The following is a 20978-nucleotide window of genomic DNA, read 5'->3' as shown; positions in this document are numbered from 1 at the left end:
GCTGCGGCACGATTGAGCGCAGCAACGCACAGAAGAGGGGCCCGCGGATGAATCCGCGGGCCCCTCTTCTCGTCTGATGCGCCCTGCTTCAGGGGTGCGGGCGAGATGCTGCGGCGAGGGCCCGACCCGTGAGCGAGTCGTCGTCGCGCGAGATCTGTGCCGGAGTGCCGGTGAAGATCAGCTGACCGCCATCGGAACCAGCGCCCGGACCGATGTCGACGACGTGGTCGGCGCGCGCGACCACGCGCAGGTTGTGCTCGACCACCACCAGCGTCGCCCCCTCGTCGAGCAGATCGTCGAAGAGGGCGTTGATGGTGTCGACGTCGGTCGGATGCAGCCCGGAGGTCGGCTCGTCGAGGATGATGCGGTCGGTGCGATCGCGTTGCGGGTCGCTGAGGTGTCGGGCCAGCAGCAGCCGCTGCTTCTCGCCGCCGGAGAGGGTGTCGAGCGAGCGTCCGACCGGGATGTAGCTCAGGCCCGTGCGCTGCACCCAGTCGAGCGCGTCGACCACATCGTGGTGACCGGAGAAGAGCGCGCCGACCTCGGCCGGGCTCGCTGCCAGGACATCGGCGATCGAGGAGCCGTCGACCTGCACGCCGAGCGCGGTCTCATTGAAACGCAGCCCTCCGCAGGCATCGCACGGGAGGGAGACATCGTCGAGGAACGCGAGCTCGGTCGTGATGTGACCTCGTCCGCGGCAGGTAGGGCAGGCGCCGCGGGAATTGAAGCTGAACCACGACGGGTCGAGCCCTGACGCGGCGGCGAAGACCTCGCGCACGGTGTCGGCGATGCGCAGGATGCTCAGGGTCGTCGAGCGGGCTCCGCCCCGCAGCGGATCCTGCCCGACGACCGTGAACTCCGGCTGCTGGCGCGGCAGCTCGGCGGTCGCGAAGGAGCTCTTGCCCGACCCCGCGACCCCCGTGACGGCGGTGAGCACGCCGAGCGGGATGTCGACATCGAACCCGCGGAGGTTGTGCGAGCGCGCATTCCGCACGGTGACGCGGCCCGAGGGAACCCGAGTGGCCGTGCCGATCGTCAACGGCTCGGCGAGCACGCGTCCCGTGAGGGTGTCGCCGGCACGGAGCGCCGCGGGCGTGCCCTCGAACTGCACGGTACCGCCGGCGGAGCCCGCCCCGGGCCCCAGGTCGACGACGTGATCGGCGACCGCGATCACCTGCGGGTGATGTTCGACGACGAGGATCGTGTTGCCGGCATCGCGCAGCCGCTGCAGCAGGGCCACCAGCCGCTGGATGTCGGCGGGGTGCAACCCGGTGCTCGGCTCGTCGAACACGTAGGTGACGTCGGTGAGGGCGCTGCCGAGGTGGCGCACGATCTTGACGCGCTGGGCCTCCCCGCCGGAGAGCGTCGCCGATTCGCGGTCGAGGGTGAGGTAGCCGAGGCCGACCGAGAGCAGGGCGTCGAGCACGTGGCGGATGCCCTGTACCGCCGGGGTCACCCGTGGGTCGTCGAAGCCGCCGAGCAGCGCGTGCAGTTCGGACACCGGCATCTTCATCCAGTCGACGATCGAGCGCCCGTCGATGAGGCTCGCCCGCGCCGCCTGGTTGACACGCGCGCCGTGGCAGTCCGGGCACGTGTGACGGGTCACGAGTCGGTCGAGCTCTTCGCGCACCGAGGCCGACATCTTCACCGGGCGCTGCTTCAGGAACACATCGCGCATGCGCGTGATCACTCCGTCGAAACGGGCGCTCTGCGGGAACCGCGGATCGGGGTCGTCGAGCTTGAGCTTGTCGGCGTAGAGGAACTGGTCCATCTCTTCGGCCGTGTAGTCCTTGAGCGGCTTCTGGCGGTCGAACAGCCCGCAGTAGGCGAACCGCTTCCACCGGTACACGCCGGGGCGGAACAGGCTGAACCTGACCGGTCCCTCGTCGATGTTCTTCTCGGGGTCGATCAGGGCGTCGATGTCGATGTCGTACACCGTGCCGAGCCCATCGCAGGTCGGGCACATGCCGGACGGGTCGTTGAACGAGTAGGCGGGGGAGTAGCCGGCGGAGGGCTCACCGACGCGCGAGAAGACCAGGCGCACCAGCGATGCCAGGTCGGTCGCGGTCGCCACGGTCGAGCGCGCGTTGCCCGTGAACCGGCGCTGGTCGATCAGAACCGTGAAGGTCAGCCCGTCCATGGCCTGCACGTCGGGGGTGGGCATCTGCGGCAGCCGGGCACGGATGAAGGTCGAATAGGAGTCGTTGACGAGTCGCTGCGCCTCGGCGGCGATCGTGTCGAGCACGAGGGACGACTTGCCCGAGCCCGAGACGCCGGTGAAGACGGTCAGCAGCTTCTTGGGAACGTCGACGGAGATGTCGCGGAGGTTGTTCGTCCGCGCGCCCGTGATGCGGAGGAGGTCCATCCGCACACGCTAACGGGGCCCCCGGACAATCCGGAGGCCCCGTCGATGCAGAGGGTGTCGAGAGCGCGAAGGTCAGGCGCTGAGGACGACCGTCTCGGCGATCGGACGACGCACGCGCGGAGCGACCTCGCGCTCCTGCAGCACCTCGGGCAGCGCCTCGATGTCGCCGAACTCGCCGACGGCGAAGACCGTGAACGGCACGAAGCGCGCCTCGAGGTCGGCGAACTCACGGACCACCTCGGGGTCGAAGCCGCTCATCTGGTGCACGACCAGACCGTCGTGGTGCGCCTGCACCGAGAAGTGCGCGACCGCCTGGCCGAGGTCGTAGAGGGCGTGCGTGATCGGGGTGCCGTCGGCCGTGGCCGTCTCGGCGATCGCGACGACGAGCACGGCGGCGTTGCCCGCCCAGGCCTGGTTGAAGCCCATCAGCGCGTCGACGACCTGCGCGTGCAGAGCGGTGCCGCGGCGGGCGACGATGAAGCGCCAGGGCTGCGTGTTGTTGGCGGACGGCGTCCACCGGGCGGCTTCGAGGGCAGTGGCGAGCTTGGCTTCGTCGATCGAGCTCTGCGCGTCGAAGGCGCGGGGGCTCCAACGGCCGGCGAGGACGTCGAGCACGGGGTGCTCGGTCGGTGCGGTGCGGTCGATGACGGGAGTGCTCACAGAAGTGCCTTTCAGAAGGAGTGGATCGGACTCCTTCGTCCGGGTACACGGAACAGAACAGATGCATGTGCATGCATATTCCCGGTGGGTTCCTCTGTGTCGGCTCCGGGCGCTGTTCGCTCAGACCGGGAGGTTGTGCGACGCCGCGTCGGCCAGCGCGCTGCGGACCGCGCGGATCGACGGCGCATCGGCCGACACCCGCCGCGCAGAGGAGAAGATCTCGCGGCGTGGTTCGTGGGGGAGGGGTGCCAGATCGACGGTCGGGGTGTCGCCCGCCCACACGAGCTCCGGCAGCAGCCCGACCGCGAGCCCCGCATGGATCAGTCGCACGTGCGCGGTGAGGTCGGCGATCTCGAAGCGCACGTCGGGCTCGAACCCCGCGGTGCGGCAGAGCTGCTCGGCCCAGGCGCGCGAGGCGGTGCCGGCGGGTTCGAGCACCCACGGCTCCTCGCGGGTGGACCAGAGCTCGGCGAGCGCATCGGCATGCCGGGGTGCTCCGGGCTGTCGAGCGAGCGCGATCGCATCGTGCGCGAGCATCACCCGGTCGAGGTCGGCGTGGATCGGCCTGGTGTGCCCCGGGTACTGCTCGGCGAGGATCAGGTCGAAGTCGCGGCTCGACACTCCGACCAGCCCGGTCTCCGGGTCGCACTCGGTGACCTCGACGCGCAGCGCCGGATGCCGATCCCTGAGTGCCTCGAGAGCGCGCGGGAGGAGGGAGTGCGCCGTCGACTGGAACACCGCGATGCCGACGGTTCCCGTCACCTCGGTGAGCGATTCGGCCACGGCGACCTCGGCGTGTTCGAGCTGGTCGAGGATGCCGATGGCCTCGGCCACGAGCACGTTCCCCTGCGGGGTGAACTGCACGCCGCGCCCGACGCGACGCAGCAGTGGCACGCCGACATCCCGCTCCAGGGCGCTCAGCTGCTGCGACACCGAGGCCTTGCTGTACGAGAGGGCGTCGGCCACCGCCGACAGCGTTCCGCGGCGCGAGAGCTCCACCAGCATCCGCAATCTGTTGACGTCGAGCACGCCCGCATCCTTCGTTCAGCTTGAGTGAACAGAATCCACGCAAATCGGTTGATAGACGGAGCCTACCGAGCGGCAGGACAATGAACCAGCCCGCACACGAAACCCCGGTGTGCGCTCTCTTGGAAGGTCCCACCGATGCCTGTCGCCGCCGACACCACCACCCCCCGCACCGAAGACGTCGCCGCCCTGGTGAAGCGCTGGCTCGTCGAGAGCGAGACGCACCCCGTCGAGCCGGCCGCCCAGCGCCTGTCCGAGGTGCTCAAAGACCCGAACGGACTCGCGTTCACGGTCGGCTTCGTCGACGGCGTGATGCGTCCGGAAGACCTGCGCGTCGCCGGTCGCAAGCTCGCCGAGCTGAGCGACATCACCCCGGCGCTGCTGCCCGGCTACCTGCGCGCCGCGATCAAGACGGGCGGCTTCTGGGCTCCCAAGCTCCCCGGTGTGGTGGTGCCGATCTCTCGTCGCGTGCTGCGCGCCATGGTCGGGCACCTCGTGCTCGACGCCACGCCCTCCAAGCTCGCCCCCGCGATCGCGAAGCTGCGCAAGAGCGGCAACCGCCTCAACCTCAATCTCCTCGGCGAGGCTGTGCTCGGCGAGCGCGAAGCGGGACACCGCCTGCAGGGCACCCGCGACTTCCTCGCCCGCGACGACGTCGACTACGTCTCGATCAAGGTCTCCAGCGTCGTGAGCCAGCTGTCGATGTGGTCGTTCGACGAGGCCGTGGCCGATGTGGTCGAGAAGCTCACCCCGCTCTACGAGCTCGCCGCGAAGGCCGAGGCGAAGGGCAAGGCCAAGTTCATCAACCTCGACATGGAGGAGTACCGCGACCTCGACCTGACGATCGCGGCCTTCACGAGCATCCTCGACCAGCCGGGGCTCGAGAACCTCGAAGCCGGCATCGTGCTGCAGGCCTACCTGCCCGACGCCCTCGGTGCCATGCAGCACCTGCAGGAGTGGGCCGCCGCGCGTCGCGCGAAGGGTGGAGCGCCGATCAAGGTGCGCGTCGTCAAGGGCGCGAACCTGGCGATGGAAGAGGTCGACGCGGCGATCCACGGCTGGCCGCTCGCCACCTACGGCACCAAGCAGGACTCCGACACCAACTACAAGCGGGTGCTGGACTGGGCCATGACACCGGAACGTCTGGACGCCGTGCGCATCGGCATCGCCGGCCACAACCTGTTCGACATCGCCCACACCTGGCTGCTCGCCCAGGCGCGTGGGGTCGCCGACCCGTCCGGCGCCGATCCGCTCGTCGAGTACGAGATGCTGCTGGGCATGGCGACCGGTCAGGCCGAGGCCGTCCGCAAGGACGTCGGCCGCCTGCTGCTGTACACGCCGGTCGTGAACCCGGCCGAGTTCGACGTGGCGATCGCGTACCTCGTGCGCCGTCTCGAAGAGAACGCCAGCCCCGAGAACTTCATGTCGGCCGTGTTCGAGCTGGCCTCGAACCCGACGCTGCTCACCCGCGAACGGGAGCGTTTCGAGCGCTCGCTGGCCGTGCTCGCGACCGATGAGGCGGGGTTCGTCCCCGGTCCCCATCGCGTGCAGGACCGTACGGTTCTGGATTCCGACGCCGATGCGTCCTCCGGAACCACCACAGGCTTCGAGAACCAGGCCGACACCGATCCGGCGATCGCCGCGAACCGCGCGTGGGGTCGCGAGATCCTGCGCCGCTCGGTGGGATCGACGCTCGGCCTCGACACCATCGCGATCGCCAAGGTCGAGACGGATGCCGAGCTCGACGGCATCTTCTCCGCCGCGACCGCCGCCGCCGAGAAGTGGGCAGCGCTCCCGGCCGCCGATCGCGCCGCCGTGCTGCACCGCGCGGGAGACGAGCTCGCCGCGCGCCGTGGTCAGCTCATCGAGATCATGGCTCACGAGGCGGGCAAGACCATCGCCGAGGCTGACCCCGAGATCAGCGAGGCCATCGACTTCGCGCACTACTACGCCGAGCGCGCGAAGGATCTCGAGGCCGTCTCCGGCGCCGAGTTCGTGCCCTCGAAGGTCACCGTTGTCACGCCGCCGTGGAACTTCCCTGTCGCCATCCCCGCCGGTGGCGTGCTCGCGGGTCTCGCCTCCGGCTCGGCCGTCATCATCAAGCCGGCCAAGCTCACGCAGCGCTGCGGCGCGGTGATGGTCGAGGCGCTGTGGGCCGCGGGAGTGCCGCGCGACCTGCTCGCGCTCGTCGACCTCGCTTCGCGCGACCTGGGCACGCGCCTCGTGGCCGGTCCCGCGGTGGATCGCGTGATCCTCACGGGTGCGTACGAGACGGCGCAGCTGTTCCGCTCGTTCCGCGCCGACCTGCCGCTGCTCGCCGAGACCAGTGGCAAGAATGCGATCATCGTGACGCCGTCGGCCGACCTCGACCTGGCGGCCGCTGATGTGGCCCGCAGCGCGTTCGGCCACGCCGGGCAGAAGTGCTCCGCGGCGTCGCTCGCGATCCTCGTCGGATCGGTCGCCGACTCGAAGCGGTTCGAGCGCCAGCTGGTGGACGCCGTGACCTCGATGCGCGTGGGCCTGCCCGATGACCCCGCCACCCAGATGGGGCCGATCATCGAGCCCGCGAACGGCAAGCTGCTCACAGCGCTGACGAAGCTCGAGAAGGGCGAGCGCTGGTTGGTCGAGCCGCGCAAGCTCGACGACGAGGGCAAGCAGTGGACGCCCGGTGTGAAGACCGGTGTGCGCGAAGGCTCGTACTTCCACCTGACCGAGTTCTTCGGCCCGGTGCTCGGCATCATGCACGCGAAGGACCTCGACGAGGCCCTGCGCCTGCAGAACGCGGTCGACTACGGCCTCACAGCCGGCATCCACTCGCTCGACTCCGACGAGGTCGCCACCTGGCTCGACCGCGTCGAGGCCGGCAACCTGTACGTGAACCGCGGCATCACCGGCGCGATCGTGCAGCGTCAGCCGTTCGGCGGCTGGAAGCGCTCGGCGGTCGGCGCGGGTGCCAAGGCCGGAGGCCCGAACTACCTCTTCGGTCTCGGAGAGTGGGCTCCTGCGGAGCTTCCGGCCGCGGCGCCGAGCGCGGCCGTCGTGCCGGTGGTCGGCGCACTGCTGGACGCGACCGCCTCAGAGGTCGACGCGGCCGAGGCGGAATGGCTGCACCGCGCCGCGGCATCCGACGAGCGCGCCTGGGTCGACGAGTTCGGTGCGGTGAGCGACAAGTCCGGGCTCGGGGTCGAGCGCAACCTCTTCCGCTACCGTCCGGTCGCGGTCGACGTGCGCATCGCAGAGAACGCCCCTCTGGTCGACGGCATCCGCGTGCTCGCCGCCGCCCTGCGCAGCGGCAGCCCGTTCACGGTGTCGGCACCGGCTCTGCCCTCACGCATCGAGAAGGCGCTGCGGGCGCATGGGGTGACCGTGAAGCACGAGTCGGATGCGGCGTGGACCAAGCGCTACGCCAAGGCGGCGAACTCGTGGCACCGTGTGCGGCTGGTCGGCGGCGACGCCGCAGCTCTCCACGAGGCGCTCGACGGAAGCCCCGATGTGGCGGTCTGGTCGCACGCCGTGACCGGTGCCGGCCGGGTGGAGATGCTGCCGTTCCTGCACGAGCAGGCCGTATCGATCACGAACCACCGTTTCGGCAACCCGACCACCCTCGCCGACGGCGTGATCTGACCCGGGCTCTCGCTCCCGGAAGCGAAAACGGAGACGATCGACGCTGCCGTCCGCGTGTCATGCACCGACACGCGGACGACGAGCGCGATCGTCTCCGTTTTCGCACCCTTGCGGGGCGGGGTGGGTGAGACGGGGGTCAGCCGCGCAGGGCTTCGGAGAGCTTGACTCGGGAGCCCATGCGCAGCAGCGAGTTCTCGTAGATCTTGGCGCCGATCACGATCGCCGCGACGCAACTGAGGAGCAGGATCACCAGGCTCAGCAGCGGCTCCCACCACTGGGCCTCGCCGACGAACAGTCGCATCGGCATGCCGACCGGCGCCGAGAACGGCACGTACGACATGATCGTCAGCACCAGCGGGTTGTCGTTGAAGACGATGACCAGGATGTACGGGGCCATGATCAGCATCGTGATCGGGGTGGTCGTCGAACCGATGTCCTCCTGACGCGAGACCATCGACGCCGCGGCAGCGAACATCGCCGCAAGCAGGATGAAGCCGAACAGGAAGAACACCGCGAACCAGATGATCGGCGCCCCGAGGGTCGTGAGCACCTCGCGCTGACCCGTGACGATCAACCCGATCGTGGCCACCGCCGCCAGGGCGAGGATCTGCCCCATCGCCAGCACCGTGTTGCCGATCACCTTGCCCGCGAGCAGTGTGCGCGCGGGGATCGCCGAGAGCAGCACCTCGACCACGCGGGTCTGCTTCTCTTCGACGACGCTCTGCGCGATCGTGCCGCCGAACGTCGCCGCGGCCATCATGAACACCAGACCGAAGGCGATCGCGATGAAGTACCGCAGAAGCGGGTTGGTGGTCGCCGGTTCCAGGATCACTTCCTCGGGAGTGATCGACAGGGCCGAGACGAGCGAACCCGGCGCCTCCTGAAGCGCGACGATCGTGTAGCCCGAGGGGCCGTCGCCCGGGAGCACCGCAGCGTCGACCTCGTCGTCGCGCACGAGCTTCTCGGCGGCAGCCTGGTCGGCCACTTCGGTGACCTCGACGTTCGGGATGGCGGAGACGGCTGCTGCCGTCTCCGAGGTCGCTGCGACCGGCATCGCATCGGTGTTCTTGCTCGCGAAACCGCCGAGGATGATACCGGCGAGCGCGAGTACCAGCAGGATGCCGGTGGAGATCAGGAACGCCTTGCTGCGGAGCTTCGAGCCGATCTCGCGTTCGGCGACGAGCCAGATGCCGTTCGAGGCGCGGACGGGGGTGGGGGCGCTCACTGGATGACCTCCTTGAAGATCTGGGCGAGGGACGGATGCTTGGGGGCGAAGCTGGCGACATCGCCACGCTGCACGGCCGACTGCAGCACACGCTGCGCCGTTTCGGGGCCGTCGGCGTCGAACAGCGCGTAGCCGCCCTCGAAGTCGACGACCGTGACACCGGGCTCGGTGCGCAGCCATCCGGCGTCGCCGGCCGAGACGAGCTCGTAACGGTCGCGGGCGTGCTCGGAGCGCAGTGCATCGCGGGAACCGGCGGCGCGGATCGTGCCGCCGGCAAGGATGACGAGGTCGTCGCACAGGCGCTCGACCACGTCGAGCTGGTGGGAGGAGAACAGGATGGAGGCACCCTTGGCGGCACTGGACTGCAACACGCCCGCGACCACGTCGACCGCGAGCGGGTCGAGGCCCGAGAACGGCTCGTCGAGGATGAGTACCTCGGGGTCGTGCACGAGCGAGGCGGCGATCTGCGCGCGCTGCTGGTTGCCGAGCGAGAGCGACTCGATGGTGTCGTTCAGCCGCTCGCCGAGCCCGAGCTCCGTGAGCAAGGCCGTCGCGCGCTCCGTGGCTTCATGCTTGCCGAAGCCGTGCAGGCGGGCGAGGTAGACGATCTGCTCGAGCACCTTCATCTTGGGGTAGAGACCGCGCTCTTCGGGCATATAGCCGAAGCGGCGGCGGTCCTCGGCGGTGAGGGGAACGCCGTCCAGGTCGACTCGGCCGCCGTCGGAGGACAGCAGCCCCAGGACGATGCGCATGGTGGTGGTCTTGCCGGCGCCGTTGCCGCCGACGAAGCCCGTCAGTCGCCCGGGGGCGACCGTGAAGGACACGTCATCGAGCACGCGCCGAGAGCCGTAGCTCTTGGTGATGCCGGAGAGTTCGAGCATTCCTGTGGTCATGCCTTCACGCTACGGAGCAGGGCTGCCTTGGGGCATCCCCCCTGCGGCGGACTCCGCGGCATCAGCCGCGCGGGGGAGGGCGCGCGGGGGAGGGCGCGCGGGATCTCGCCGACTGCACGGGATCTCGCCGAGTGCACGGGACGGAGACGCAGACAAGTCGTGCGCTCGACGAGAAGCGGTGCACTCAACGGGAGAGGGTGGGGTGTGCGGGTGGGGTGAGGAGAGGGGAAGGGGAGGAGGGGGAGTGGGAGTGGGAGAGGGAGTGGGAGTGGGAGTGGGAGAGGGAGTGGGAGAGGGAGTGGGAGAGTGAAGGTGTGGGGGTCAGGGGCGTGCGGTGTGGAGCACGGTGCGGACGAGGAGCCCGGCGACGAGGGCCCAGAACGCGGCGCTGACTCCGAGCACGGCGATGCCGGATGCGGCGACGAGGAAGGTCACCACGGCGGGGATCCGTTCGCCCGGCTCGTCGATCGCCTGCTGCACGGACGAGCCGAAAGCGGCGAACAGCGCGAGACCCGCGACCGCCGGTATCACGGCGGTCGGCGCGAGCACCACGAGTGCGGCGAAGGCGGCCGAGAACACCGCGAGCACGAGATACGACACCCCGGTCGAGACCCCGGCGACCCACCGCCGCTTGGGGTCGGGGTCGGCGTCGGGGGATGCGGCGAGGGCGGCGCTGATCGCGGCGAGGTTGATGGCATGCCCGCCCGCCGTCGCGCCCAGTGCCGTGCCGACACCGGTGACGAGCATGGCGGGACGCCACGGCACCTCGTACCCGAAGCTGCGCATGATCGCGATGCCCGGCACGTTCTGCGACGCCATCGTCACGATGAACAGCGGCAGCGCGAGGCCGACGAGCGCGCCGACCGTGAACGTGGGTGCAGTGAACTCGAGGCGCGGGAGCAGCAGCGCGGGGTCGAACGTTGCATGCTCCATCGTCAGCGACACCGCGACCACGACGGCGGCGGCGACGAAGGCGAGTGGCACCGCCCAACGCGGAGCGAGACGTGCGAAGACCAGCCACGTGAGCACGACCGGCACCACACCCCAGGGGTTCGCGACGATCCCGGTGATCGGGGCGAGGCACAGGGGCAGCAGCACGCCGGCGAGCATCGCCTGCGCGATCGACGGAGGGATGCGGGCGATCAGCGCGCCGAGGGCCGGCCAGAGCGCGGTGAGCAGGATGAGTGCAGCGGTCACCAGGAACGCGCCGACCGCTGCCGGCCATCCGCCCTCGACAGTGCCGGTGGCGACGAGCAGGGCGGCTCCCGGAGTCGACCAGGCGACCGTGATCGGCATCCGGTACCGCCACGCGAGCACCACGCAGGCCAGACCCATCGTGAGACTGGCCGCGAGGAGCCCGCTGGCCGCCTGCGCCGCGTTCGCCCCGACCGCGTCGAGCCCGGTCAGCACCACTGCGAACGAACTGGTGAATCCGACGAGTGCCGTCACCACCCCCGCCAGGATCGGGCGGGACAGGGGCGCGGCTTCGGGCATGGCTCCGAGGGTATCGCGGAGCCGGAGGACCCCGCAGACCGGGTGGGTGTCGCGCTAGGCGAGACCCATTCGGTGCGCGAGAACGACCGCCTGCACGCGATCCCGTGCGCCCAGCTTCTGGAGGATGCGCGAGACGTGCGTCTTCACGGTGGCCTCGCCGATGAACAGGGCCTGCCCGATCTCGGCGTTGCTCCGTGCATCGGCGAGCAGCGTCAGCACTTCGGCCTCGCGCTCGGTGAGAGGTTCGGCGAGCACGACCTTCGGGACGGCCTCGCTCATGGTCGGCACCGCCGATGGAGCGGGCTTCGCGGCGAACCGCGCCAGCACCCGCCGGGTCACCTCGGGGGCGAGCATCCCGTCGCCGGCGGCGAGCGCCCGGACGGCCGCGATCAGATCTTCGGCGCCGGCGTTCTTGAGCAGAAAACCGCTGGCCCCGGCATCCAGCGCCTGGTAGAGGTAGTCGTCGCGATCGAAGGTCGTCACGATCGCGATCGCCGCGTCGACCGCCGGGTCGGCGACGATGCGTCCGGTCGCCTCGATGCCGTCCATGTCGGGCATCTGCACGTCCATCATGATGACGTCGGGACGGAGGGCGGATGCCTGTGCCACGGCGTCGGCGCCGGACGACGCCTCCCCGACCACGGCGATGTCGGGCTGGGTGTCGAGGATCGTGCGGAAGCCGGCGCGCAGCAGGGCATGGTCGTCGACGAGCAGCACGCGGATCGGATCGTTCATCGGTTCCTGCTCGATTCGCTCGCGACGGGAATGGGCACACGGGCGCGTACGCGCAGGCCGCCGAACGGCCGGGGGGTCACCTCGAGCGTGCCTCCGGAGGCGGCGGCGCGCTCCCGCATCCCCAACTGGCCGAGTCCGGGCCGCAGCTGGGCGACCGGTCGCCCCGTGTTCACGATCTCGACCTCGACGCCGTCGTCGTCGTAGCGCACGCGCACGTCGGCTGTCGCATCGGGGCCGGCGTGACGGCGGGCGTTCGTCAGCGATTCCTGCGCGATGCGGTACAGGTTCACGGCGACGAGGGACGGCACGGGTGTCGGGTCGCCGATCACCGTGTAGGCGGTCGGCAGTCCCGCTTCCGTCGAGGCGTCGACGAGTTCGGCGATGTCGTCGAGGGCGAGAGTCGAGGCGGCATCGGTCGTCTCTCCGCCGGGGGTGCGCAGAGTCTCCAGCAGCTGCCGCAGCTCGTGGATGGCGTCGCGAGCGGACCCCTCGATCCCGGTGAGGATGCGCGCGGACTCCGCCGGATCCCGCTCCAGCATCAGGCGTGCGGCTCCTGCCTGCACGCCCATGACCGATACGTGGTGGGCGACGACGTCGTGCAGCTCGCGGGCGATGCGCACCCGGTCGAGGGCGACCGCCTGGGCCGCCGTGACCTCGCGCTCGCGCTCGAGCTCGGCCGTGCGCTGTTCGAGGACAGCCAGTTGGCTGGCCGCAGCCCAGGAGCGCTCGCCGAAGTAGTACGCCCCGCCGAAGTAGAGCACGTTCAGCAGCAGTTGGATGAGCATGAAGGCGACGTAGGGCGACATGGCTCCGGCGATCACATCGGCCTTGTCGGCTTCGCGGATCGCATCGCGGTACATCGTGATCAGCAGCCACACGAACATGCTCACGATGATCCCGACGCGCACGATGATCGCGCGGCGACGGTTGTTCATCCAGGCACCCGCGGTGTAGATGGCGATGAACATCGCGATGTTGCCGACGTAGATCTCGGGGATGCGGATGGTCACGGCAGTGAAGTAGGCGGCGACCACGATGACGGCGACCGTGCCGGGCCAGCGGCGGCGGACGGCCAGGGGAGCGGTGACGACCGCCGCATACACGAGGGCCGTCCACAGCGGCGCCTGCTCATCGCCGTACATCTCAGCGATCGAGGAGAGCGCAGCGCTCAGCACGGCTCCGACGAACATGACGGCGGCGAGCAGGATGTCGCTGCGCCGCTCGCGCTCAGTCGGCGTGCGGAGGAACGGGGCTGCGGGCATCCCTCCACCGTAGGGCGGGACTCGTTCCGGCCGCATCCCCCGCACGGCGGACCGAATCATCGCTACTTGCTATTGACAAGTGTGGTTGTTTTTTGCAAGCTAGTCACGAAAGGGTCCGTCGGCCGATGGGCTCGCATCTCCGGAGGAGTCATCATGACCAAGGTGTTCGTCAACCTGCCCACCAGCGACCTCGAGCGCGCGAAGGCGTTCTACACCGCGCTCGGCTGCGAGATCAGCCCGCAGTTCACCGACGAGAACGCCGCGTGCATCGTGTGGAGCGAAGACATCTACTTCATGGTGCTCAAGCGCGAGTTCTTCGCCACGTTCACCGACAAGCCGATCGCCGACCCGAACGAGGTCGTGCAGGTCTCCGTGGCCTTCAGCCAGGACTCGCGAGACGAGGTCGATGCGATCCTCGCGAAGGGGCTGGCGGCCGGCGGCACCGAGCCGAAGCCCGTGCAGGACTACGGCTTCATGTACTCGCGTGACCTTGACGACCCCGACGGCAACTCGCTCGGCTTCCTCTACATGACGCCCGAAGCCATCGAGAACGGCCCCGACCACGTGGCCGACACCGCCGCCTCGGCCTGACATGGCGGCGCGCAGCTACGGCCAGTATTGCGGTGTGACGACGGCCGTCGAGCTGATCGGGGAACGGTGGGCGCTGCTCATCGTGCGCGATCTGCTCGTCGGGCCGCGCCGGTACACCGACCTCAAGCAGGGCCTGCCGCGCATTCCCACCAACATCCTGTCCACGCGACTGAAAGAGCTGCAGGAGGGTGGGGTCGTGCGACGTGTGCCGCTGTTGAACTGCGGGCTCGTGTACGAACTCACCCCCTACGGCCGTTCGTTCGAGCCGATCATGCTCGCGCTCGGTCGTTGGGGTTTTCAGGCGATGGGCGACCCGGAGGAGGGTGACGTCGTCACCCCCGACTCTCTCACGATGGCGCTGCGCACGGCGTTCCAGGCGGAGTCCGCTGCTGACGCCGAATACGAGCTCCACGTCGGCGATGTCGCCCTGCGTGCATCGGTGCGCGACGGCGAACTCCTTGTCGCGCAGCTCGCACCACCGGCCCCGCCGGTCGGCGGGCGTCTTCCCGAGGGGCCTCCGGACGCGGTGATCGTCGCCGGCCCCGGCATCCGTCGTCTCATCGGCGGCGACATCACGGCGGCAGAAGCCATCGCGCAGGACGTCGTCGCGGTCGTCCGTGGCGACGAATCCCTGCTGGACTCGTTCGCCGACACCTTCCGTATCGCACGAATGACAGTAGGGAGCACGACATGAATGACCAATATGCCGATGAACAACAGGCACCCGGTCGCATCCTGATCGACCTCTTCACCTCCCTCGACGGTGTCGCCCAGGGGCCGGGCGGCACCGACGAGGACACCTCCGGCGGCTTCCGCTTCAGCGGCTGGCAGGCGGGATACCCCTCGTCGGGGGTCGGCCCCGAGATCGAGAAGGGCATGCGCGGACTCGACGCGCTGCTGCTCGGGCGTCGCACCTACGACATCTTCGCGTCGTACTGGCCGCACCACACCGAGGGGGAGTCGGGTGACATCGGCACGCTCTTCAACCGGGTGCCGAAGTACGTGGCGACACGGGATGCCGATCTCACTCTCGACTGGGAGGGCAGCACGCGCGTCGGCGGTGATCTGGCTGCCGAGATCGCAGAGATGCGGGCGACTCACCGTGAGGTGCACGTGATCGGCAGCATCGACTTCGTGCACACCCTGCTCGCGGAGGGACTCTTCGACGAGCTCAACCTCTGGGTGTATCCGCTTCTGCTCGGCGCGGGCAAGAAGGTGTTCGACGACGACGCGATGCCGAGTGTGCTGCGTCTGCTGGAGGCGCCGATCACCGACGAGGCCGGAGTGGCACTCCTCCGTTACGGTCGCACGGATCGGGTGCCGGAGGTCGGCACGTTCGAGTGATCACGAGGGGGTAACTCCCGTGTATCGACTATTCCCTTCCTATGTGCTGTACCCCTAGGTTTGAGGGGAACGTTGCCGTGCGATCGGCACTGGCTCGAGGTCGACCGCGACAAGCTTCGCTGCGTCGTCCTTCATCGGAGGGTGGGAACATGGCGCGACGACGCGCATTCATTCGTGCGGTGCTCGGGGGAGCGGCGGCTCTCGCTCTCGCTCTCGGCGGTGTGACGGCGGCCGCAGCGGCAGACGATCCGGTCGTCACCGGTTCGATCGCCGGGACGGTGACATCGGCCGTCGACGGATCGGCGCTTCGGGGAATGCTGGTGCAGGCGCAGCGCGATGGCGACACGACACAGTTCGTCATCGCCACCAATGCGAGCGGCAGCTACATGGTCGAGGGTCTGGGCGACGGCGACTACACGGTGCGGTTCTCCGACCTGGCGGGCAACTTCGTCACCGAGTACTGGAACGACGCCAGAGACCTTCTCAGTGCGCAGCGCATCACTGTGACGAACGGATCGGCCCACACCGGAATCGACGCCGCGCTCGCAGCCGCGCACACGTCATCCATCAGCGGGAAGGTCACGCGGGAAGACGACGGTACGCCCGTCGTCGGGGTCAGTGTGACCACGGATGGCCCGACGACGGCCTCGGTCACGACGGATTCGACGGGCGCGTACACGCTGCCGAATCTCGCCGCGGGCTCGTACGTCGTGAGCTTCTTCCCTGAGGGAACCGACCTGAAGCGCGAGTACTGGAAGGACGCCTCCGACTACTCGCAGGCGACCCCGGTCGTCGTCGGCGACGGGGAAGCGGTCTCTGCGATCGATGCCTCGCTCGTGCAGGGCGGGTCGATCCAGGGCATCGTGACCCGTGAAGACGACGGCTCCGCGATCGCCGGCGCCGAGGTGCAGGCTCTCGACAGCAACAACGAGATCGTGGCGGCGTCGACGGCAGGAGCATCGGGGGAGTACACCCTCGGCGGACTCCCCACCGGCTCGTACCGCGTGCGGTTCGCGTCGACGGATCCCGAACTACTGGCCGAGTACTGGGATGGCGTCTACGAATGGGGCTACGCCAAGTATGTGCCGGTCGGCGAGAAGGAGACGGTCACAGGGATCGACGCCTCGCTCGTGGTCGCGGGGTACATCAGCGGCACCGTGACGCGGGGTGCCGACGGCCAGCCCCTGCAGGCGCGTGTGATGCTCTATGACGTCAACGAGGGCAACGACCTGCCGAACAACAACACGAACATCGATGGCACGTACCGTGTGGCGGTCGCCCCCGGGACCTACAAGGTGCGGTTCCTGTCGCCCGGCCTCGCCGAAGAGTACTGGGAGGATGCGGCGATCTGGGAGACCGCCAAGACCATCACGGTGGCGGCGCGTCAGGAGGTCACTGGCATCGACGCGGCTCTCGAGCCCATCGCCACCATCAGTGGGACCGTGACGATCGATTCCACCGAAGCATCGAAGATCTGGGTCGAAGCGTGGAGCGATGGGCATGCCGTCCGGAGCATTCGTGCCGACGCGACGACCGGCGCCTACACACTGCATATCCCGCGAGGAACCTATGTGGTCAAGGCCAGGGTCGAGTTCGCGAACGGGACGACGACCGCCAAGCCGCAGTTCTTCGATGGAGTCGCGACCGCTGCGGAGGCCACGCCTGTCTCGTTGGCGCCCGCGCAGGTGAGGAGCGGTATCGACTTCGCGCTCACGGTCGACAAGACCCCCGAGCCGCAGCCGGTCGTGAGTCTCGGAGTCGGTTCGATCCGGGCCGGCGACGACATCACGATCTCGGGCACCGGGTTCACGCCGGGAGCGACGATCGCGTTCGAGCTGCACTCCGATCCGATCGCGCTCGGCACGCTGACGGCTGACGCAGATGGTGCACTCCAGGGCACGCTGCGTATCCCGGCGACCGCACCCGCGGGTGCGCACACCCTGGTGGCGCTGTCGGGAACGACGGTGATCGCGAGCACGGCGCTGACCGTCACCGCGGCAACAGGTGCGGGTACGGGGGGTCAGGCCGGCGGAAGTGCGGTGGTGCCCGGAGGCGGGTTGGCCACAACCGGCGCGGACGCCCCGGTTGCGCTCGTCGCCTTCGGGGTCATCGTGGCCGTGATGGGCGGGCTGCTCGTGCGGCGTCGCCGCGTCGAGAGCTGAGTCTCAGCCGAGTAGCCGCTCGATCACCTGCGCCACACCGTCCTCGTCATTGGATGCGGCCGATTCGTCGGCCGCATCCTGCACGAGGGGTTCGGCATCGGCCATCGCGACCCCGTGACCTGCCCAGCGGAGCATCTCGACGTCGTTGAGCGCATCGCCGAAGGCCACCACGTCGGCGCGATCGATGCCGAGGTGCTCGCACAGCCGGGCGAGGCCGGTGGCCTTGGTGACGCCCTCGGCCATGACCTCGACGAACGGGGCTCCGGAGAGCGTCGCCTCGAAGCCGGTGAGTCCGAGCGAGCGCACCACGTCGAACAGCGCGTCGGGCGCGAGCTCGGGGTGTCGGATCACGAACTTCAGGCTGGGAGCGGCGAGCACCTGCTCCAGAGGCACGCCGCCCATCGTGGCGGGGTCGCGCTTGTGGTCGGCGAGAGCGGCGATGGCCGCATAGCCGTCCTGGGCCACGAACGTCTCGCCGGCGTCACGCACACTCGCGAACAGCAGCCCCGGGATGCTCGCGCGCAGAGCCTCGGCGAGCGAGCGGATCGTGTCAGCGGGAAGCTCTTCGGCGAACAGCATCCGCCCGTCGTCGAGACGCACCGCGTAGGCGCCGTTGCTGCACAGGGCCCACCCGTCGAACCCGGCGTCGGCCGCGATCGCACGCAGACCGATCGGCTGGCGCGCCGTGACCGGCACGACGTGGATGCCGCGCTCCCGCGCGGCGTCGAGGGCTGCTCGCGTGCGCGGGGTGACCGCCGAGGTCGAGTCGAGAAGGGTGCCGTCGAGATCGGTGGCGATCAGCCGCACACTCACGGGGTCGGCATTCAGGAGAAGATCATCGGCATGTCGTCGTCGTCATCCGCGCCGCCGAAATCGAGGTCGACGACCACCGGAACGTGGTCGCTGGGCTGTTCGCCCTTGCGCTCGTCGCGGTGGATGGACGCGCCCTTCACGGCCTCGGCCAGCGTGCGCGAGCCCAGGACGAAGTCGATGCGGACACCCTCGTTGCGGGGGAACTTCAGGCGCTGGTAGTCCCAGTAGGTGAAGCCCTCGGGGATCAACGGGCGCACGACGTCGGTCACCCCGGCATCCTGGAACGCGAAGAACGCGTCGCGCTCCTGCGGCGAGACGTGGGTGGACCGACCGATCACGATGTCGGGGTCGCCGTTGTCGACGTCGAACGGGATGATGTTGAAGTCGCCCACCAGGGCGAGAGGGAGGTCGGGGTTCGCCGACAGCTCGGCGGCGGTCGACTTCTTCAGCTGCTCCAGCCAGTGCAGCTTGTAGGCGTAGTGCGGGTCTTCCAGCGAACGGCCGTTGGGCACGTACAGGCTCCACACCCGGACCCCGTCGACCATCACGCCGAGCGCGCGAGCCTCGAGCGGAGCATCCGGCCCCTCATGCCCCTTCGCGAAGCCCGGCATGCCGTCGAACGACGTGCGCACATCGGTGACCGGCAGGCGGCTCGCGATCGCGACGCCGTTCCACTGGTTCAGGCCGTGCACCTCGACGTGATACCCGGCCTCTTCGAACGGGCCGTAAGGGAACTGCTCGGGCTTGCACTTGATCTCCTGCATCGCCAGCACGTCGATGTCTTCTCGGACGGCGAACTCGACGGTGCGGGTGACGCGGGTGCGGATGGAGTTGACGTTCCAGGTGGCCAAGCGCATGCGTCCAGCCTAGGGCCCACCTCCTACACTGGATGCCGTGACCGCACTCGACGCAGACCGCCAGACGCTTCTCGACCTCATCAAGGATGAGGCGGTGTTCCACGGCGACTTCACCCTCTCCAGCGGCAAGCAGGCGACGTACTACGTCGACATGCGCAAGCTCACGCTGGACCACCGTGCCGCTCCCGCGATCGGCCGCATCATGCTCGATCTGATCGGCGACCTCGACGTCGTGGCCGTCGGCGGGCTCACACTCGGCGCCGACCCGATCGCCAACTCGGTGCTGCATGCGTCGGTCGCCGCCGGTACCCCGCTCGACGCGTTCGTCGTGCGCAAAGAGCCGAAGGACCACGGCCGCGGGCGCCAGATCGAGGGCGCCGACGTCAAGGGCAAGCGCGTCGTCGTGCTCGAAGACACCTCGACAACCGGGCAGTCGGCCCTCAAGGCCGTCGAAGCCCTGCGCAAGGAAGGCGCCGAGATCGTCGCCGTCGCCGTGATCGTCGACCGCAAGACCGGGGCGCAGGCCGCGATCGAAGCCGAGGGTCTCGAATGGCGCGCCGCCTTCGACCTCGACGACCTCGGGCTCGACCCGCAGTGACGCGCTACGCGTTGGCCGTCGACGTCGGCGGCACGAAGATGGAGGCCGCGCTCATCGCGGAAGACGGTCTGCTCGTCGAGGGCAGCCGGAGCCGGCAGGCAACCGGTCGCGAAGCGACACTCGAGTCGCTCGACGCATCGGTGGTCGCGATCGTCGAGCATGCTCTCGCGGCTCTGCCCGCGGACGCCGAGCTCGTCGGAGCGGGAGTCGGCAGCGCCGGCCCCATCGACCGCACCGCCGGCGCGATCATGCCGGTGAACATGCCCCTGGCACGCGGTTTCGGTCTCGAGGATTCCGTCCGTGCGGCGGCATCGACCGTCATGGGGAACGACGTGCCGACGGTGCTCGGCCATGACGGCGGTGCGCTCGCACTCGCCGAGTCGTGGCTCGGCGCCACGCAGGGTGCCGGCGCTTCGCTGTCGATCGTCGTCTCGACCGGAGTCGGTGGGGGCTTCGTCGCGAACGGCGCGTACATCCCCGGAGCCACCGGCAACGCCGGCCACCTCGGTCAAGTCCGCCGCGAAGGCGGGCTGACGCTCGAGGAGATCGCCTCGGGGCCGGCGAGCGCGGCGTGGGCGCAGAAGCAGGGATGGACAGGCGCCACCGGCGAGGACCTCGCCCGGGACGCGGCTGCCGGTGACCCCATCGCGCGGGCGGCGATCGAGCGCTCTGCGCGCGAGGTGGGAGAGGCTCTCGCAGATGCCGCCACCCTCGTCGACCTCGACGTCGTTGCCATCGGCGGCGGCTTCTCTCGGGTGTCCTCGGACTACATCGACCTCGTGCAGCAGGCGCTCACCGCGAGCGCGGCTCATGAGTACTCTCGCCGGACCCGCGTCGTGCGTTCAGGGTTGGGTGACGAGGGGCCGCTCATCGGCGCTGCCGCCCTCGTGCTCCGCTGACGAGGTCCGTCCGCACGCGCTGATCAGCCGCGCGCCGCGAGCAGGTGTCGCGGTGGCCCTTCGAGGCGTGCGACGGAGATCTTGAGGTCCGTGACATCGGCCGCGACCGCGTCGATGCGCGCGCTGAGCTTCTCGTCGACGGCGTCGATGCGGTCGGTCAGTTTCTGTTCCACCGTGTCGAAGCGGTCGTCGAACCGGCGGATCATCCAGGCGCCGGCGGCGAAGAGGCTGGTGCCGAGGGTCAGCACGATGCCGATTGCGCTGAGGACGATCGTGAGGGTCTCGGTGGTCACGGTCTCATCCTTTTCCTGCGGTGAGCAGGTGTCGCGGTGGCCCTTCGAGGCGTGCGACGGAGATCTTGAGGTCGGTGACATCGGCCGCGACCGCGTCGATGCGCGCGCTGAGCTTCTCGTCGACGGCGTCGATCCTG

Annotated in this window: 18 protein-coding genes; 7 read left to right on the top strand and 11 right to left on the bottom strand. The window is 69.4% G+C overall.

What is annotated here, in order from left to right:
• Positions 1-88: 88 nt before the first annotated feature.
• From ACIQLD_RS10165 to ACIQLD_RS10155, 3 genes are all read right to left on the bottom strand, one after another.
• Complete coding sequence (locus tag ACIQLD_RS10165; RefSeq protein WP_402607893.1) at positions 89-2365, bottom strand: ATP-binding cassette domain-containing protein; 2277 nt, start codon at positions 2363-2365, stop codon at positions 89-91.
• Positions 2366-2437: 72 nt separating this feature from the next.
• On the bottom strand, positions 2438-3025 hold the full coding sequence (locus tag ACIQLD_RS10160) for a nitroreductase family protein (protein ID WP_402607892.1): 588 nt from the start codon (positions 3023-3025) through the stop codon (positions 2438-2440).
• Between the two features lie 120 nt (positions 3026-3145).
• Positions 3146-4054 carry a LysR substrate-binding domain-containing protein gene (locus ACIQLD_RS10155; protein WP_402607891.1) on the bottom strand — a complete coding sequence of 303 codons (909 nt, stop codon included), beginning with the start codon at positions 4052-4054 and terminating at the stop codon, positions 3146-3148.
• 135 nt (positions 4055-4189) lie between these two features.
• On the opposite strand from ACIQLD_RS10155, the gene ACIQLD_RS10150 reads away from it, so the two are divergent.
• A complete protein-coding gene (locus tag ACIQLD_RS10150; RefSeq protein WP_402607890.1) occupies positions 4190-7675 on the top strand; it encodes a proline dehydrogenase family protein in 3486 nt (1161 codons plus the stop codon).
• 136 nt (positions 7676-7811) lie between these two features.
• On the opposite strand, the gene ACIQLD_RS10145 is transcribed toward ACIQLD_RS10150, so the two are convergent.
• The 5 genes from ACIQLD_RS10145 to ACIQLD_RS10125 all read right to left on the bottom strand — a co-directional run bounded on the left by ACIQLD_RS10145 (position 7812) and on the right by ACIQLD_RS10125 (position 13284).
• Positions 7812-8900, bottom strand: a complete 1089-nt coding sequence (locus tag ACIQLD_RS10145) for an ABC transporter permease (RefSeq protein WP_402607889.1) — start codon at positions 8898-8900, stop codon at positions 7812-7814.
• Positions 8897-9781: an ABC transporter ATP-binding protein gene (locus ACIQLD_RS10140; RefSeq protein WP_402608519.1), complete on the bottom strand. Its 885-nt coding sequence runs from the start codon at positions 9779-9781 to the stop codon at positions 8897-8899. The genes ACIQLD_RS10145 and ACIQLD_RS10140 overlap by 4 nt, the downstream gene beginning before the upstream one ends.
• 333 nt (positions 9782-10114) lie before the next feature.
• Complete coding sequence (locus tag ACIQLD_RS10135; protein ID WP_402607888.1) at positions 10115-11287, bottom strand: benzoate/H(+) symporter BenE family transporter; 1173 nt, start codon at positions 11285-11287, stop codon at positions 10115-10117.
• A 54-nt stretch (positions 11288-11341) separates the two neighbouring features.
• Positions 11342-12022: a response regulator gene (locus tag ACIQLD_RS10130; RefSeq protein ID WP_402607887.1), complete on the bottom strand. Its 681-nt coding sequence runs from the start codon at positions 12020-12022 to the stop codon at positions 11342-11344.
• A complete protein-coding gene (locus ACIQLD_RS10125; protein ID WP_402607886.1) occupies positions 12019-13284 on the bottom strand; it encodes a sensor histidine kinase in 1266 nt (421 codons plus the stop codon). Before ACIQLD_RS10125 ends, ACIQLD_RS10130 begins: the two co-directional genes overlap by 4 nt.
• A 153-nt stretch (positions 13285-13437) precedes the next feature.
• Here ACIQLD_RS10125 and ACIQLD_RS10120 point away from each other — a divergent pair, with 153 nt between their 5' ends.
• From ACIQLD_RS10120 to ACIQLD_RS10105, 4 genes are all read left to right on the top strand, one after another.
• Positions 13438-13875, top strand: coding sequence for a VOC family protein (locus ACIQLD_RS10120; RefSeq protein WP_402607885.1), 438 nt, complete (start codon positions 13438-13440; stop codon positions 13873-13875).
• Between the two features lies 1 nt (position 13876).
• Entirely contained in the window at positions 13877-14569 is a 693-nt protein-coding gene (locus ACIQLD_RS10115; RefSeq protein ID WP_402607884.1) for a winged helix-turn-helix transcriptional regulator, read from the top strand.
• On the top strand, positions 14566-15219 hold the full coding sequence (locus ACIQLD_RS10110; RefSeq protein WP_402607883.1) for a dihydrofolate reductase family protein: 654 nt from the start codon (positions 14566-14568) through the stop codon (positions 15217-15219). The genes ACIQLD_RS10115 and ACIQLD_RS10110 overlap by 4 nt, the downstream gene beginning before the upstream one ends.
• Before the next feature lie 149 nt (positions 15220-15368).
• On the top strand, positions 15369-17381 hold the full coding sequence (locus tag ACIQLD_RS10105) for a collagen binding domain-containing protein (RefSeq protein ID WP_402607882.1): 2013 nt from the start codon (positions 15369-15371) through the stop codon (positions 17379-17381).
• Between the two features lie 3 nt (positions 17382-17384).
• Here ACIQLD_RS10105 and ACIQLD_RS10100 read toward each other — a convergent pair whose 3' ends face one another.
• Positions 17385-18194 carry a Cof-type HAD-IIB family hydrolase gene (locus tag ACIQLD_RS10100; protein WP_402607881.1) on the bottom strand — a complete coding sequence of 270 codons (810 nt, stop codon included), beginning with the start codon at positions 18192-18194 and terminating at the stop codon, positions 17385-17387.
• Between the two features lie 11 nt (positions 18195-18205).
• Positions 18206-19051 carry an exodeoxyribonuclease III gene (locus ACIQLD_RS10095; protein ID WP_402607880.1) on the bottom strand — a complete coding sequence of 282 codons (846 nt, stop codon included), beginning with the start codon at positions 19049-19051 and terminating at the stop codon, positions 18206-18208.
• Between the two features lie 37 nt (positions 19052-19088).
• On the opposite strand from ACIQLD_RS10095, the gene pyrE reads away from it, so the two are divergent.
• The gene (pyrE, locus tag ACIQLD_RS10090; RefSeq protein WP_045263963.1) at positions 19089-19649 is read left to right on the top strand and encodes an orotate phosphoribosyltransferase; all 561 of its coding nucleotides are present in this window, start codon (positions 19089-19091) and stop codon (positions 19647-19649) included.
• Positions 19646-20548: an ROK family protein gene (locus tag ACIQLD_RS10085; RefSeq protein WP_402607879.1), complete on the top strand. Its 903-nt coding sequence runs from the start codon at positions 19646-19648 to the stop codon at positions 20546-20548. The genes pyrE and ACIQLD_RS10085 overlap by 4 nt, the downstream gene beginning before the upstream one ends.
• Before the next feature lie 23 nt (positions 20549-20571).
• Here ACIQLD_RS10085 and ACIQLD_RS10080 read toward each other — a convergent pair whose 3' ends face one another.
• Entirely contained in the window at positions 20572-20841 is a 270-nt protein-coding gene (locus tag ACIQLD_RS10080; protein ID WP_402607878.1) for a hypothetical protein, read from the bottom strand.
• Positions 20842-20978 lie beyond the last annotated feature (137 nt).

Source organism: Microbacterium sp. NPDC091662 (genome assembly GCF_044756705.1).
Classification (GTDB): domain Bacteria; phylum Actinomycetota; class Actinomycetes; order Actinomycetales; family Microbacteriaceae; genus Microbacterium.
This window is presented reverse-complemented; position numbering and strand designations above follow the sequence as displayed.